This window comes from Paenibacillus uliginis N3/975, from assembly GCF_900177425.1.
In the GTDB taxonomy this organism is placed as follows: domain Bacteria; phylum Bacillota; class Bacilli; order Paenibacillales; family Paenibacillaceae; genus Paenibacillus_AQ; species Paenibacillus_AQ uliginis.
The window spans coordinates 1,905,591-1,922,050 of the sequence record NZ_LT840184.1; the positions used below are offsets into that span (position 1 = coordinate 1,905,591).

Consider the following 16,460-nt stretch of genomic DNA (forward strand, 5'->3'; position numbering starts at 1 on the left):
CTTAACATGCTCGCTATTGCGGTTATCATTGCGGTTGGGGCTCTCATTGTCTGGCTGGAGGTCCCCCCGTTAATCAAAAAAAAACAAAAAAAGGAACTTTGGGTATTCTCCATCCTGCTGCTCTTCGGTGTCGTGAGCAGTATTATTGTCAATATAAATCGCGATATTCCCAGCCCTCTGGAATGGATCACTGTAATGTTTAAACCGCTCAGTGATCTGTTGGCCGCAATCGGTCTAATCGTTAAATGAACTGAGGTGAACTTATGCAAGAACCGGTCAAAATTTCAGCAAGACAATTTACGATCTTAACGATTTTTTTCTCAATCGGCAGCGCTATTCTGGTCATTCCATCGAGCGTAGCTTATATAGCCAAGCAAGATGCTTGGATCGCCTCCCTCATTGGCGTGGCCTGCGGGCTCTGTCTAACCGTGTTGTACAATATCTTAGCCGGGCTGTATCCCCAGATGAATCTGATTCAAATCATGGAGAAAGCTTTGGGCAAATGGCTGGGAAAAGTTCTATCTCTGCTGATCATCATTACTTTAATCATCATTGTTCCCGGAGTATTACATTATGTCGGAAATTTCTTGACGACTCAGATAATGCCCGAAACGCCGGTACAAGCTGTAAATATTCTATTTGCCATTGTGGTGGTCATGGGCGTAAGACTCGGTCTGGAAACGCTGGCCCGCTCGGCCGAGTTGATGTTCCCTTGGTTTATACTGCTTTACGTTTCTTTAGTTGTTTTAGTTGCGTCCCAGATCAAATTGGAGAATGTTCAGCCTGTGTTCGAACGGGGAGTCGGCCCCATTTGGCCAGCAGTTCTTTCCTTCGTCTCATTAGTATTTCTCCCACACTTTTTGATGCTGATGATTCATTCATCTTCCGTGAATCAGCCTCGGGAAGCCCGAAAAGCTTTTCTTCTGGGAAGCTTGATTGGCGGGCTTGTGATTGCTTTGATCGTGGCATTATCGATATTGGTATTTGGCCCCGAGATTATTTCACATAGTTTTTTTCCCAGTTACCTGCTAGCTCAAAAAATTAATATCGGCAACTTTTTGCAACGAATTGAAGTGATTATGGCGATCATGTGGTTCATATCACTCTACTTTAGATTGACCCTGTATCTGTACTTCATGGCGCTCGCCCTGACCTACATATTCAATCTAAGTGACTATCGGCCGTTGGTACTGCCTCTGGGCATCCTTCTGGTGGCTATATCGGTCATCGTTTACCCCAATGTCGCCTACCAGCAGAACTTCGATTCTCGAATATGGGTTCCTTATATATTGACTATTGGATTGCTGCTGCCCTTGCTGCTGCTTCTGATCCATGGGTTACGAAAGTTGGCTGGGAACAAAAAGAAAAAATGATCTGCTCATCCCGGGCAACCATAAGCCCAGAAGACAGCCACTCTTCAGTGGCTCTTACTGGGCTTATTCTGTTATATTAGATTTGGCAACCCATACCGGCTTGTCCAATTGATCAGGTAAAAGAAAGGATTCGGGATGAGCTTTCCAATAAATGAACAAGTCATCCAATCGTTGTGCGGACGCACCTCTTTTAACAAAGGAGTAATGTACGCTCGGTCTGGCAAAGTTTCGATTACAAGTTATAATCCAAGTGATTCTGTTTTTTATGCGAGGGTCGATGGTGACCAGAATTGCGATGTAGAAGTGAAGATTTATGGTAATGGAGAAGTGGAGGCGGCATGTACCTGCTCGTCTTTTTTTTCATTTGATAAGCATTGCAAACATACAGCCGCCGTACTGCTGCATATATTACATATTCAAATAGAGGGGGATTTGTATTCAGAAATGCGCTCTTCTGATGAGGAAACAGGCGTTTCGGATGTAGATATTATGCTTACGAAGACGATGTTGGAACTCTTTGAAGACAAGCACCAGCGTTCAAGCCGTGCCCAGACCTATTTTGATACTAGAACGGTACTTGATGTTGAGCTTGTATGCCGAGTAATCTCTTATGGATACTGGAAATATAGGTTTGGCATTGAGATGAAGATCGGTTCCAAGCGAATGTATATCGTACAAAACATTCGGCAATTTCTGGATCGGGTTCAGCGTAAAGAGAGTTATGCTTTTTCGAAGCATTTCACGTACGATCCTGAGCTTCATAGCTTTAGAAAAGAGGATGATGATATCATCCAGCAGTTTATTGAAATATGCAGCAGAGAGTATATGTACCGTGAGACATCAAGCCCGTTCGCAAATGTTCAGCCGAGTAAGTTGAATGGTGAGCGGATGTTATTAATTCCTCCGTATGTCTGGGGAGATTTGTATCCGCTGCTCGTAAAAGCACCATCCATAAAGCTGGAGCAGGATGGGGTTACATATGATGGTTTCGGTTTGAGTGATGGCGCGATTCCGCTTCATTTTGAGTTTGACCAAGTCCGTGAGGAGACTGAAGGCTATCAGCTGCACGTACAAGGGCTGGAGAATATGATGGTTTTGGAAGCGTATGAGCTGGTCCTTGCGGAAGGGAAGCTGTGGAAGCTGCCTGGGGATCAATGCGCAAAACTCTCGGATATGAAACATATGCTTGAGAACTCAGGCAGGAACACTATGGGTATCCTTCCGGAACAGATGGAACCTTTTATGGAAAAGGTCATTCCAGGATTAAGAAAGCTCGGCAGCGTCGGTGTTTCTCAGGTCGTCTCTAACCGGATCGTGCAGACGCCACTTGCAGCACGCTTGTATCTGGATCGGGTAAAGGACCGGCTGTTGGCGGGTCTTGAATTTCAATACGGCGATATTATTATCAATCCTCTTCAGGAAACGTACCAACAGCGGGGCGAAGGCCGGATTCTGATGCGTAACGGAGATCAGGAAAACCGAATTATGGAGCTTATGGAACAAAGCCGTTTCAGTAAGACAGAGGGCGGATATTTTCTGGATGACGAGGATGATGAGTACGATTTTCTGTATCATGTTGTTCCGCAGTTGGAACAGTTGTTGAAGGTCTATGCTACCTCTGCGGTGAAGGTACGGCTGTTTAAAGGAGCTATTCCTCCTAAAGTGACGGTAAGCATGGATGAACGGACGGAATGGCTGCAGTTTAAGTTTGATATGGATGGAATACCAGAGGCGGAAGTACGCAAGCTTCTGAAGTCTCTGGAAGAGAAACGCAAGTTTCACAAGCTGCCGGACGGTGCTCTAATGCCGTTGGAAAGCACAGAATTTCAGGAAATGCTTCATTTTATGAATGGGATAGGGATCAATCTATCGGATCTGAATGGTGCCGAAATGCGTTTGCCTGCCGTTCGTGCACTGTATTTCATGGATTTCGATAGTCATGGGAATTCCATAAAGCTAGAAAAGTCTTTAAGACGACTTCTGGAGCATGTTCGAAATCCAGATCATTTGGACTTCCCGGTACCCGAAAGATTGTCTCATATCCTCAGGGAGTACCAGGTATACGGTTATCAGTGGATGAAGACGTTGGCGTTTTACCGGTTTGGAGGCATCCTGGCGGATGATATGGGTCTTGGAAAAACATTGCAGAGCATTGCGTTTATCGTTTCGGTTCTGTCTGAGATTCGAGAACGTAAGCAACCCGCACTGGTTGTTACTCCAGCATCACTCATGTATAACTGGAAGAATGAGCTGGAAAGGTTTGCGCCTGAGGTTCATGTCGTCATAGCTGATGGCACGAAAAGTGAGCGGACATCCACTCTGCAGAATACCGAACGGGTAGATGTTGTAATTACTTCTTACCCGCTGCTTCGTAGAGATATTACTCTTTATACAGTGAAATCGTTTCATACGGTAATTTTGGATGAAGCTCAGACGTTCAAGAATCATGCTACCCAGACGGCACACGCCGTAAAAGCAATTGATGCGATGTACCATTTTGCACTTACCGGAACGCCGGTAGAGAATAAAATGGAAGAGCTATGGACCATATTCGATACTGTGTTTCCACAATTGTTTCCGGAAAGGAGGGCCTTTAATGAGCTTTCTAGGGAAACAGTGGCAAAGCGTATCCGGCCATTTCTGCTGCGACGGCTGAAGTCAGATGTATTGAAGGAGCTGCCTGATAAGATTGAGACTCTTCAAGCTTCCGAGCTGCTGCCGGAGCAGAAGAAGCTGTATGCCGCTTATCTGGCCAAGCTGCAACATGAAGCCTTGAAGCATTTGAACGAGAAGGGATTTCAAAAGAACCGTATCAAGATTCTTGCCGGCTTAACCAGACTTCGTCAGTTGTGCTGTCATCCCTCGTTGTTTGTGGAGGGGTATGAGGGTAGTTCTGCCAAGTTCGAGCAGCTGATGGAAATTGTAGAAGAGTGCCGGAATGCAGGAAAGCGAATGCTCATTTTTTCGCAGTTCACAGAGATGTTGGGCCTCATTGGTCGTGAGCTAGGAGATCAGGGTGTCTCATTTTTTTATCTGGACGGCCAGACGCCAGCTGCGGAGCGGGTTACTCTATGCAGCAGATTTAATGAAGGGGAGAGGGATTTGTTCCTGGTCTCTCTGAAAGCAGGTGGTACTGGACTGAATTTGACTGGCGCAGATACGGTGATTTTGTACGACTTGTGGTGGAATCCAGCCGTAGAGCAGCAAGCGGCAGATCGTGCACACCGTATTGGCCAGAAGAAGATTGTTCAGGTGATCCGTCTTGTTGCACAAGGTACCGTGGAAGACAAGATGTACGAGCTTCAGCAGAAGAAGAAAGATTTAATCGAGGAAATTATTCAACCTGGAGAGGAAGTATTGACAGCACTTACGGAACAGGAGATCCGGGAAATATTGATGATCTAAGCAGTTCATTAGATCTGGGTCTGGAGGAGAAAATATGCCGGAATTGCTAATGGAAATGAGTATACCAACATTAGTATGGTTGTTTATTGTTGCATTTCTAATTCATGATCTCGAAGAGATTATCTGGGTCGGCCCTTGGATTGAGAAGAATAGGACGGAAGTCATCACGAAAGTGCCGGGTTTCATGAAGAAGAGACTAGAGAACCTGTTCCGAATTAACAGCAGTCAATTTGCTGTTGCCGTACTCTTGGAGCTGATTGTGTTTATCCCGTTTACGTTTATGGCTGCAGAGCAGGGGAAGTTTTTAGTGTTTCTGGCCTTTAACAGTTTATTTTTCATACATGTGTTTACTCATCTTGGTCAAAGTATTTATTTAAGAAGATATACGCCTGGGGTTGTTACCGCTGTAATCATCACACTACCGTATGGCCTGTTCTTGTTTTACCGCTTGCTCTCTGATGGATTGGTAACGTGGAGTCAGGTTTTGTGGAGCATTCCTTTAGGGCTGCTTATGGTACCGGTCGTCTTGGTTGGGCATAAGCTCGGCAAAAAAGTTGTGAAATAACTGTATGAGTCTGTGTGGCCGTTTATGAACACAACAGCATTGTGGTACCTCATATTACAGAGGCTGCGATGCTGTTTTTTTATTTTGAAAAATAAAGATGAGTTTCCCTAATAAAAGCCTTTTATCCATTTTGAAATAAAACGGGAATAGTACAAAGTTCTAAATAATAAAAGTAGTGATACACGGTACGATTTAAGTCACTTTAACCAAGATGGAGGGGCTTTGATATGAGAAAGATCCATTTGTTGGCCACAATTATGGTAGCGTTTACACTCCTGTTTGTGTCGGCGTGCAGCAGCTCAAACCCCCCGGCAAATCCAAAGCCTGAGAGCGGAGGAACGAAGACAGCGGAGACACCACCGCCGCCGGAGAAAAAAGAACAGGAACCGCCGGTGAAAGAAGAACGGAAAATTGATATGAACGGCGAGACGCTTAAAATCCTGCACTGGATCGACGGTCCGAAAGAAGACACACCGGAAGGGGCTTTGGCGCTTGAGAAATGGAAAGAGGCGGAGAAGAAATATAACGTCAAAATTGTATGGGAGAAGGTACCTTGGGGAGAGAACATCCAAATGGTCACGAACGCAGCTCTCTCCGGCGAATCGGTAGCGGATATTGTGCCACTTGACTACTATTTTGCCGTTCCTGCAATCAATCAGGGATTATTCATGCCGGTGGATGATTTCTTTGATTTTAATGATCCCAAATGGCCGGAGGGCATGAAGAAGCATGGTATGGTCAACGGTAAAATGTACGGTTTCACTTCCAATATCAATAATGTATCCGGTGTTTATTACAATAAAACATTGTTTGAACGTGAAGGACTGCCTGATCCGCATGAGCTGGTCGCTCAAGACAAATGGAATTGGGACGCATTTCTGGATATCGCTAAAAAAGCCACCAAAGATACTGACGGTGATGGGGTGATCGATCAGTACGGGATAACCAACGACGGAGGTGTACTTACACGGATTCTGGTTCATTCCAATGGTGCTGCCTTGATTGAGGAAAAGGACGGCAAGCATGTATTTGCCTACAACAATCCGAATGTGCTGGAAGCTCTGCGCTTCTTGTACGATTTGTACAACACGCACAAAGTGATCGCCCCGAAAGTCGGCGATAACGAACATACTGACTCTCAAACCTATTTTAATACAGGCAAAGCTGCCATGGTGACTGGTGAACTGTGGGAAGGTGCAACCCGGACGAATATGACGGATGAGCAAGGCTTCGTATTTTTCCCGAAAGGACCAAAGGCAACACAGTATCAAGGCAGTGTGGAAAACTATGTTCAATTCTACATTCCGGCGAACGTGAAGCGTGCCGAAGAAAAGGCATATATATGGGATCAAATCCAGATGTGGGATCGTGTAGATCAAGTCAACCGAGAGGATGCGGAAAAGCAGCTTCTGGCTGATGAGGAAGATGTAGAAGCAATGCTGGAGCTGATTAAATACTCCCAGCCTGTATTCCTACCACTGAACGGCGTTCTGGGAGAAATACCAAGGTCAATTATAAAGGGAGAGTCACCAGAGACCATACTTGAAAGAAATAAACAGGTTGCCCAAGATGGTATCGACAAACACCTGAATACAATAAAAGAATCTGCAAAATAAAGTGGAATGTTGAAATCGTGTCCATAGCACAGAAGAGAGGTTGTAACGCGGGAGGGAATCCCGTAAGGGATTCCCTCCTTTTATCTATTTGATGAGGAATGAGGGTTTTGCATGCGGAAGGTAACTAGGAAGACCAAGGCGATCACCGCTGCTCTGCTGGCCCTGGTCATCGTCTTAACCGTTATTTTTGCTGCTTCAAGTAACGAAGCTTCAAGCAGTGTATTGGAGCCTATTAAAGTGTCGCCCGAGGCGTTAATGAATAATTCTGCGGTATTGAAAGCTGCATCCGGAGGCAGATATGAGACTTATCTGGCCGAGTACGGGAGTCAGCCCAGACCCGCCTCTGCTCAAACGATAGAAGCTGAGTCCTTTGCTGCCGCAGAAGGAATGGAAGTACGAAACATAACCTCCTATGAGGGATCGGAAACCCCCGTCATACAGACAGAAGATACAGGGGCCGTTCATTGGGACGTCCTTGTGGAAGAGGAAGGGCTGTATCATATTGGACTGCGCTATTTTCCGGTCAAAGGAAACAGCTCTCCGATCGAAAGGGAACTGTTGATTGATGGAAAGGCACCTTTTGATGAAGCGTCCAGGCTTGTGTTTTCCCGCGTCTGGCGAAACGAATTGTCCGAAGTGGATCAAGACTCCAGAGGGAACGACCTTAGACCAAGGCAGATCGAGAGCCCAGAGTGGCAGGACAGTGTCATCCGGGACTCGGAAGGTTATTATAAAGAGCCCTTTTCGTTTTATTTATCAAAAGGTAACCATCGAATTACACTGGTCTCTTTGCGAGAACCGATGATTATAGACTACTTGAAAATTTATCAGGAGAAAGAAATACCCGCCTATCTTGAGGTGGAACAGAATTATGTGAAGCAGGGTTACAGTAAAACAAGCGGACAGTTCATTAAATTTCAAGGAGAGAGCGCTTCGCTGAAGTCCAATCCTTCCTTATACCCACTGAATGACCGATCTAGCCCCGGAACTGAGCCATATCATGTTTCCAAAATCCGAATGAACACGATCGGTGGTGTCAACTGGAAGGTGCCTGGACAGTGGATCTCTTGGGATGTTGACATCCCTGAGGACGGGCTGTATGAATTTGGGCTCCGATACAAGCAGAATGCCGTTCGAGGAATTAGAGTCGTCCGTACATTAACGATTGACGGCAGTGTGCCGTTCAAGGAGGCAGAGGCGATTCCGTTCAATTACGATGGAGCCTGGCAGATGGGCTCACCCGGTGAAGACGGTAAGCCCTATTTGTTTTACTTGACGAAAGGGAAGCACGAAATCAAGCTGGAGCTTTCTATAGGTGAATTAACGGACACTATTCGAATGGTCCGATCCACCATACAGCAGTTGAACGCGTTGTATCTCAAGATCATCATGATTACATCAACAGTACCGGACCCGTTTCGGGATTATGAACTCGACAAGAAAATTCCCGAGCTTCAGGACGTCTTTATGAAACAGAGTGAGCTGCTGTCCAAGGCAGCGGATCAGATGGATCAAATGGTCGGAGGGACGAGCGGAAGCACTGCCATTCTCCGGACGACATCGTTTCAGCTCAGCGATCTTGGAAGTCGACCGGAGACATTGAATTCGCGTCTGAAACAGTTCAAAGACAACGTCACCGCGCTGGGAACATGGCTTTTATCGGTTAGCCATCAACCGCTCGAGATTGATTATTTATATTTTAAATCACCAGATGTAAAGACACCGGCTGTCAGTACCGGCTTTGTGAGCAAATCAGTCCATGAGGTTATGTCTTTCACTAAATCTTTCTCAGAAAATTACAACCATGTCAGTAACGGCAATAAAAAAGATAAGGAGGTCACGGTCTGGATCGCCGCCGGACGGGATCAGGCGCAGCTCCTCCGTTCCATGATTGATAACTCCTTTACACCACAAACTGGTATTTCAGTCAATCTGCAGTTGGTAAACCCCGCGGTTGTACTTCCGGCAACCCTGGCAGGCAAAGGACCGGATATTGCTCTGACTCAAGGGGACGTGATCAACTTCGCATTACGGAACGCACTGCAGGATTTAACGGTTTTTCCCGAGTTTGAGAAAGTTAAGAGCCGGTTTATGGACAGTGCTTTTACCGGATTTAAGTATAAAAACGGGATTTACGCGATTCCGGAAACACAATCATTCCCGATGCTGTTCTATCGTAAAGATATACTGGATGAACTGAATCTTAAAGTTCCGGAAACGTGGGAAGATATGTATAAGATCATACCGGAACTCCAAAAGCACAATATGGATCTTGCCCTGCCGACTAATATTGTGTTTGACACCATGCTTTATCAAAATGGCGGCCAGTATTATCAGGATAACGGTATTGCCACGGATCTGGATTCGGAAATTGGTATCAACACATTTCAGAAATGGACGGAGCTGTATACGAACTATAAGCTGCCAATCGAGTTTGATTTTATTAATCGCTTCCGAACCGGTGAAATGCCGCTTGGCATAGCCGATTACACGACGTATAACTTCCTGACAATATTTGCACCGGAAATCAGGGGTCAGTGGAATTTCTCCGCGCTACCAGGCACCTTGGGAAGGGACGGCATCGTACGTCACGATACACTCAGCACCTCAACCGGCACCGTCATGTTTAAAAATGCGGTCAATAAAGAGGCTGGCTGGGAATTTATCAAATGGTGGACCGATGCGGAACCTCAGGTAACGTTCGGACGTGAAATGGAAGCAATCCTCGGAGAATCAGCTAGGTATGCGGCAGCAAATATCGAAGCGCTGAAACAGCTGCCTTGGTCGGCAAGAGAGCTTAAGCAGCTGACAGACGAGTTGAAGTGGGTGGTTGGCAGACCAGCGGTGCCGGGTGGCTATTCATTGGATCGCCACGTATATAATGCTTTTTATGAGGTATATACCGACGGAAGCGAGCCGCGAGAAACGCTTGAAAATTACGTTCGGACGATCAACCAGGAAATCACCATAAAACGTCAGGAGTTCGGTCTGCCGACGAAGTAGGAAGAAGGGATATCCATGGTGCAGCTAGTGAAGAAAAATAAAGTAGCGGCGCATTCGAGGCGGCGGGAAGGCGGAGTATGGAAGGAAGTGAAACGAAACAAAGCCATCTATGCAATGCTCACGCCTTACTTCCTGATCTTTTTTACATTTACAGTTCTACCTGTTGTATTGTCTCTTCTCGTCAGCTTCACCAATTTCAATATGCTGGAATTTCCGAAATGGGTCGGCTGGCGGAATTATGCGCAGCTGTTCGTGCGTGATGACGTGTTTCTGATTGCGCTAAAAAACACGCTCTTGTTTGCTGCTATTACCGGTCCGATCAGCTATATCGCATGTTTTGTGCTGGCTTGGGTGATCAATGAGTTTCCGCCTAAATTGAGGGCAATCGCGACACTGGTTTTTTATGCTCCGGCCTTGTCCGGCAGTGCTTACATCGTATGGACCTTGCTGTTCAGCAGCGATTCGTACGGGTACATCAATGCGTTTTTGCTGAAGTGGCATCTCATTTTGGAACCGATTCTTTGGCTCAAGACACCGAAGTATATTCTTCCCATCATTATTATCGTACAGCTGTGGCTGAGTCTTGGAACAAGTTTCTTAGCGTTTATTGCCGGTCTCCAGAGTATGGATAAAACGCTGCATGAAGCGGGAGCGATTGACGGTATACGCAATCGGTGGCAGGAGTTGTGGTTCATCACACTGCCTTCGATGAAACCCATGCTACTGTTCGGGGCGGTTATTCAGATTACGGCTTCGTTTGCAGTCGCCGAAGTGGCAACTGCGCTGGCAGGATTCCCAAGCGTCAAATATGCAGGTCATACGATTGTTACGCATCTGATGGATTACGGCTCCATCCGGTTTGAGATGGGATATGCCTCATCCATCGCCACGGTTCTGTTCGTCATGATGCTGGGTTCTAACCTGATCGTCCGAAAACTCCTTACAAAGGTCGGTGAATGACCGTGGTGCAAATCACCTTAAGGAAAAAGAGGCTTGGCCGCTCCCTGGCGGGTGACATCGTACTGTTCGGCTTGCTTGCATTAGTCGGCTGTTTCATGGCTCTTCCGCTTGTATTTGTCATCAGTAATGCCTTCAAGCCGATTAACGAAATATTAAAATTCCCGCCAGACTTTTTCGTGCGGAATCCTACGTTCACGAACTTCTATGATCTGTACCATCTGCTAGCAGGATCTTGGGTTCCGCTCACACGGTATATTTACAACACCTTCTTCATTGCCTTTGTGGGCACAGCCGGGCATGTCATCATTGCATCCATGGCAGCCTATCCGCTTGCTAAACGAAAATTTCCCGGCAAAACGTTTCTGTTCACGGTTGTAGTGCTGTCGCTTATGTTCTCGGCGACAGTAACCCAAATAACGAACTATATGACGATGTCTTGGCTCGGATTTCTGGATACGCACTGGGCGGTCATCATCCCAGCCATCGGATCTTCGCTAGGTCTGTATCTCATGAAGCAGTACATGGAACAGATTCCGGATGCGCTGCTGGAGGCAGCGGAGGTTGACGGCTGCAGCGAGTTCCGTATTTTTTGGAGCATTGTCATGCCTGTTGTTAAGCCAGCGTGGCTCACACTTATCATTTTCTCGTTTCAGGGTTTGTGGGGAGCTGGCGGTGCAGCAGGATCTATGTACATTTACAGCGAGCAGCTGAAGACGATTGATTATGCATTTTCACAAATATTGTCGGGTGGCATCATTCGAACCGGTCCGTCCATGGCTGCAACGCTGTTGATGCTGAGCGTCCCGATACTCATTTTCATAATTTCGCAGAGCAGTGTCATTCAGACGATGTCGACTTCCGGGATGAAAGATTGAGGGGAAGGGGGAAGCCACGGTGAGACGATATCGAATAATGCTGCTGATCCCGCTGCTTGCCATGATGCTTGGCATCCCGGCCACGGCATTTGCCGTCCCGTATGAAGGCTACAACTATTCCTGGTGGGGGGACCCTGAACCGGCTCCGGCTCCGTATTTGCCTGTGCGGCAAATCAGCGGTAACGAGCTTTCGTCCGGTCCGTTTAATGCGCCTGAGGACATCTACATTACGCCGAATCAAGAAATCTATGTTGCGGACACCGGCAATCACCGCATCGTTATTTTGAACTCGGAAATGAAGGTAAGAAAGGTGATTGACAGCTTTCAGAACTCAGGTACGAAAGACACATTTTCAGCTCCTCAGGGCTTATTTGTTCATCCCAACGGTCATTTGTTCGTCGCGGACACGGGCAATAAACGTGTAGTGGAGTTATCGAAGGATGGAGAATTGATTCGGGTGATTGGGGCGCCGGAAAGTGATGTGCTGGGCAGCAATTTCGTTTATGAACCGAGCAAGCTGGTCGGTGACTCGGCGGGAAGATTGTATGTTGTGGGGAAAGGTATTTTTAACGGAATTATGCAGTTTGACTCCGGTGGTAAATTCACGGGGTTTATGGGTGTGAACAACGTGAAGTACAGCCCAGTCGAGTTATTCTGGAAACGGGTGATGACAACGGAGCAGCGCTCCAAAATGGTGCTGTTTATCCCGGTTGAATTCGGTAATGTGGACATCGACAGCGAAGGCTTCATTTACGCGACGACCCGGGAGGCATTCTCGGACGCGCCGGTCAAACGTCTGAATCCTTCAGGAAGCGATGTTCTGAAGCGAACGGGCTATCATCCGCCTAAAGGAGATATCCGTTTCAATATCGGAGGAACCCGGAGTGGAACCTCTTCCATCACGAGTGTGGCGATTGATCGTAATGGAATTTACAGCATTCTAGACAACACCCGCGGACGGATCTTTACCTATGATCGTGAAGGAAAGCTGATGTACATTTACGGTCTTCTTGGCGAGCAGGTTGGCACCTTCAAGACACCCGCAGATATCGATATGCTCGGCGACAAGATGGTTGTACTCGACAAAGGATTTAATCATCTCGTGATATTTGAACCGACCCGTTACGGTCAAGTCATCCGGGATGCGGTCATTTTAAACGATACAGGCGAGGAAGAACAATCGGTTGAAAAATGGCGTGAAGCGCTCAGCCTCAACAGCAATTTGGAATTGGCTTATCTCGGAATCGGCAAGGCAGAGCTACGGCAAGGTAACAATTACGAGGCGATGACCAACTTCGAACTCGGTATGCATAAAGAATATTATTCCAGGGCGTTCGAGCGGTACCGGAAAGATTTCATGTGGGAGCATTTCGGGATCATTATCACCGGGTTTATAGTTGTAGTATTGTTTTTCGTTGCAGTTAAGCTACGCTTAAAGCGGAAGAAGGGTAAGCCAGGGGTGACCGGAATGGCCTGGTATACGATCTTTCATCCGTTCAACGGGTTTTGGGAGCTGAAGATCGAGAAGAAAGGGCGCACTTGGTTTGCGCTGCTGCTTCTCCTCCTGTTATCACTCGCATATGTGCTAAAGAGACAGTTTACCGGCTTTATATTTAATCCGGTAGCAGGTACTGCAGCCAGCGTAAACACGCTTGATGAGATCAAGTTCATCGTTCTTCCGTTTTTCTTGTACTGTATCGCGAACTGGTCACTTACCACGCTGATGGACGGCGAAGGCAAGTTCAAGGAAATCGTCATCGCTACGGCATATGCGCTTATTCCGCTAATTTTGCTGCAGGTTCCTCTAATTCTTTTATCCAACGTTATGACCATTCAGGAGAGTGCCTTTTACTCACTCCTTGAATCAGCAGGGTATCTATGGTTTTTCGTTTTATTGTTTGTGGGTATGCTGACGGTTCATCAATACAGTGTAACCAAGACAGTTATAACGATAATTCTAACGATGATAGTGATCGGAATTATTATATTCCTTGGACTGTTGTTCTTCAGCCTTGCTCAGCAGATGCTCTCTTTCTTTACGACCATATATAAAGAAGTAATATTCAGAATGGGGGAGGGGTAATATCGTGAGTAATGTAACTGGATGGCGCCGTTTGGCGGTATTAGCCCTTCTACTGGTCATAATGACTGTTACAGCTTGTAAATCGTCACCGGATGGGTCGGTTCAGCCGGTCGGAGATGACACTCGAACCAAAAAAGTGAGTTTAACACCGGATACTGCTCTCAAAGTGCTAACGGCCGCGGATCAAGTTAAGCCCCAAATCCCAGGGCTTGATCCGGTATTGGAGAATGATTACCTTCGCCTGTATATCAGTAAGGAAACCGCGGAGATCGCCGTACTGGATAAACGAAGCGGGCAGGTGTGGCGGTCTAATCCGGACAGCTCTGGGGATAAATTGGCATCGCCTTATCTGAAAGGAAAGCTGTCCTCTCAAATCTCCTTTGTTTATTTAACCCGCAATGGACAGAACAAGGATTATGACAGCTTTAACAACAGTGTCAAATTCAAGCAGTTTGAAATTCAAGTTACGGAAATGAACGTAACAGTCACCTATCAATTTGGTGATCCGAATAAGGGATTGGAGTCGGTCCCTCTTATGGTTAGCAAGGAGAGATTCGAAGAACGGTTGCTAAGCCGGCTGGATGATCCGGAAGATCAAGAGCAGTTGAAAATACGTTACAAATTCAATGAAAGCCAGAATGTATATGAACGGCGGGAAATACCAAAAGCGGTGGTCAAAAAGCTGCTTGCCTTGTTCGAAAAAATGGAATACACGGAAGACGATCTAGCCATCGACAACGGTGAAGGAGGCGAGGGAGGAGCGGAAAGTGAAACCGAAGGGGGAAATCCGAAGTTTTCGGTAGCTCTTTCTTATACGCTGGATGGAGATCACCTCGTTGCTTCGGTTGATACGAATACTTTGAAGGAGGAAACGCCTCCTTACCGGGTTCATACCCTCAGTCTTCTCGAGAATTTCGGGGCTGCAGGTAAAGAGGATGAAGGATATATTTTTTTGCCGGACGGATCAGGCACTTTAATTCCGCTCAATAGCGGCAGGAAGCTGGCGCAGCCGATTCAGATGCCGGTATATGGTGAAGACAGCGCGAAATATGTGAAGGAGAAGTTCAACAGTATTTTTCCCAACCGCCTGCCGGTATTCGGTATGAAAAAAAACGATGCCGCGTTTCTGGCCGTTATTGAAGAGGGGGACGGTCTGGCTTGGCTGTCTGCTGATATTAGCGGGAGATTGCATGAATTCAACACCGTTTCCAGTCAGTTCATCATTTTGCCCAAAGATGAGGTTCGTCTGAGTAATAACGAAATTATGCATAAAACACCGAGAGAAACATATCGGGGTCAGCTGCGAATTCGCTATGCTTTTTTAAACGGAGATCAGGCAAATTATGCCGGTATGGCTGGAAGCTACCGCTCCTATCTGGAGACTGCATACGGTATGAAAAAAATACAGGGTGAAGGGGATACGCCGTTTTATCTGGAGCTGATTGGCAGTGTTCCCAAAATGAAAAACATGCTCGGCTTTCCATATGAATCGCTAGTCCCGCTGACCAAGTTAGAGCAAGCGGAAGAGATTGTGGATGAGCTGTACCGAAATCAGATAAAGAACATCCGTGTCAATTACAAAGGCTGGTTTAACAATGGAATAAATCATGAATTTCCTTCCGGAATTGCTATGGACTCCGTCATTGGAAGCAAGGAAGACTGGAGACAGCTTGTAGAGAAATTGCAGAAGAACGGAGGAGGCTTTTATCCGGATACGGCATTCCAGCATGTATATCATCCGTCCGGCGGATTTAGCCCGGGTAAAGATTCGGCACAGTATATATCCCGCCGATACGCCAAAATCCACGAGTTTGACCGTGCTGCATATTTTCGCCATACGGAGCTTTTGCAGTATTACTTATTGTCTCCAAGGAAGCTCCAAGAGACCGTGGACCATTTCATGACCGATTATGCCAAATGGAATCCCGGCTCCTTGTCTCTCCGGGACCTTGGTTCCGAACTATATTCCGACTTCCGACGGAATGGGGAACTGACACGTGAACAATCTAAAGCCCTGATTACCTCTGAACTGGATAAGATATATGAACGTGTGCCGGATTTAATGATGAACGGCGGCAATGCCTATGCTCTTCCTTATGCCTCTCACGTACTGGGTGTACCGGAGAAGAGCAATGAGTATCAGCTAGCTGGCGAGTCAGTTCCGTTTAACCAGATGGTACTACATGGTTATGTGGAATATACGGGTAGCCCGTTCAATATGGCGGATGACCAAGACGTTCGTGTCAGTATCCTTCGCTCGGTTGAGACAGGGGCCAACGTTTATTTCAGCTGGTTCTATGGAGATCCTTCTGCTCTGAAAGATACCCGCTTTAGTTATTTGTACTCTAATCAGTATAAACAGTGGGTTCAGGAGGCTGTCTCAGCGTATGGTGAAGTGAATGCTGTCTTGAAGAAAGTCCGGGGCCAAGCCATTACCGGGCATGAAAAACTGTCTGAACGTGTATACCGGACGACGTATGAGAGCGGGCTGCAAGTGATTGTGAATTATCGGAAGGAAGCCGTCACCGTGGAAGGCAAGACCATTCAAGGTAATGGTTATATCGTTGAGGGGGGCTGAGC

Annotated in this window: 10 protein-coding genes; all 10 read left to right on the forward strand. The window is 46.7% G+C overall.

Annotated features, from left to right (window positions below):
* Positions 1-6: 6 nt before the first annotated feature.
* Positions 7-249 (forward strand): hypothetical protein, encoded by a 243-nt coding sequence (locus tag B9N86_RS09015; RefSeq protein ID WP_208918719.1) that lies wholly within the window; start codon positions 7-9, stop codon positions 247-249.
* A gap of 14 nt (positions 250-263) precedes the next feature.
* Positions 264-1,373 carry a GerAB/ArcD/ProY family transporter gene (locus B9N86_RS09020; protein ID WP_208918720.1) on the forward strand — a complete coding sequence of 370 codons (1,110 nt, stop codon included), beginning with the start codon at positions 264-266 and terminating at the stop codon, positions 1,371-1,373.
* A 135-nt stretch (positions 1,374-1,508) separates the two neighbouring features.
* Positions 1,509-4,778 (forward strand): DEAD/DEAH box helicase, encoded by a 3,270-nt coding sequence (locus B9N86_RS09025; protein ID WP_208918721.1) that lies wholly within the window; start codon positions 1,509-1,511, stop codon positions 4,776-4,778.
* Positions 4,779-4,812: 34 nt separating this feature from the next.
* Entirely contained in the window at positions 4,813-5,343 is a 531-nt protein-coding gene (locus tag B9N86_RS09030) for an HXXEE domain-containing protein (RefSeq protein ID WP_208918722.1), read from the forward strand.
* Positions 5,344-5,570: 227 nt separating this feature from the next.
* Positions 5,571-6,959 carry an ABC transporter substrate-binding protein gene (locus B9N86_RS09035; protein ID WP_208918723.1) on the forward strand — a complete coding sequence of 463 codons (1,389 nt, stop codon included), beginning with the start codon at positions 5,571-5,573 and terminating at the stop codon, positions 6,957-6,959.
* 111 nt (positions 6,960-7,070) lie between these two features.
* Entirely contained in the window at positions 7,071-9,962 is a 2,892-nt protein-coding gene (locus B9N86_RS09040; RefSeq protein WP_208918724.1) for an extracellular solute-binding protein, read from the forward strand.
* Between the two features lie 15 nt (positions 9,963-9,977).
* Positions 9,978-10,922, forward strand: a complete 945-nt coding sequence (locus tag B9N86_RS09045; protein ID WP_208918725.1) for a carbohydrate ABC transporter permease — start codon at positions 9,978-9,980, stop codon at positions 10,920-10,922.
* The gene (locus tag B9N86_RS09050; protein ID WP_208918726.1) at positions 10,919-11,797 is read left to right on the forward strand and encodes a carbohydrate ABC transporter permease; all 879 of its coding nucleotides are present in this window, start codon (positions 10,919-10,921) and stop codon (positions 11,795-11,797) included. The genes B9N86_RS09045 and B9N86_RS09050 overlap by 4 nt, the downstream gene beginning before the upstream one ends.
* Before the next feature lie 19 nt (positions 11,798-11,816).
* The gene (locus B9N86_RS09055; protein ID WP_244563017.1) at positions 11,817-13,880 is read left to right on the forward strand and encodes a YIP1 family protein; all 2,064 of its coding nucleotides are present in this window, start codon (positions 11,817-11,819) and stop codon (positions 13,878-13,880) included.
* A 4-nt stretch (positions 13,881-13,884) separates the two neighbouring features.
* Positions 13,885-16,458, forward strand: a complete 2,574-nt coding sequence (locus B9N86_RS09060) for a DUF5696 domain-containing protein (protein ID WP_208918727.1) — start codon at positions 13,885-13,887, stop codon at positions 16,456-16,458.
* Positions 16,459-16,460 lie beyond the last annotated feature (2 nt).

Bases quoted from the DNA above. Each gene is read 5' to 3' on its own strand.
- B9N86_RS09035 (WP_208918723.1), top strand. From the start codon at position 5,571: ATGAGAAAGATCCATTTGTTGGCCACAATTATGGTAGCGTTTACACTC.
- B9N86_RS09015 (WP_208918719.1), top strand. From the start codon at position 7: ATGCTCGCTATTGCGGTTATCATTGCGGTTGGGGCTCTCATTGTCTGG.
- B9N86_RS09020 (WP_208918720.1), top strand. From the start codon at position 264: ATGCAAGAACCGGTCAAAATTTCAGCAAGACAATTTACGATCTTAACG.
- B9N86_RS09040 (WP_208918724.1), top strand. From the start codon at position 7,071: ATGCGGAAGGTAACTAGGAAGACCAAGGCGATCACCGCTGCTCTGCTG.
- B9N86_RS09030 (WP_208918722.1), top strand. From the start codon at position 4,813: ATGCCGGAATTGCTAATGGAAATGAGTATACCAACATTAGTATGGTTG.
- B9N86_RS09025 (WP_208918721.1), top strand. From the start codon at position 1,509: ATGAGCTTTCCAATAAATGAACAAGTCATCCAATCGTTGTGCGGACGC.
- B9N86_RS09050 (WP_208918726.1), top strand. From the start codon at position 10,919: ATGACCGTGGTGCAAATCACCTTAAGGAAAAAGAGGCTTGGCCGCTCC.
- B9N86_RS09045 (WP_208918725.1), top strand. From the start codon at position 9,978: ATGGTGCAGCTAGTGAAGAAAAATAAAGTAGCGGCGCATTCGAGGCGG.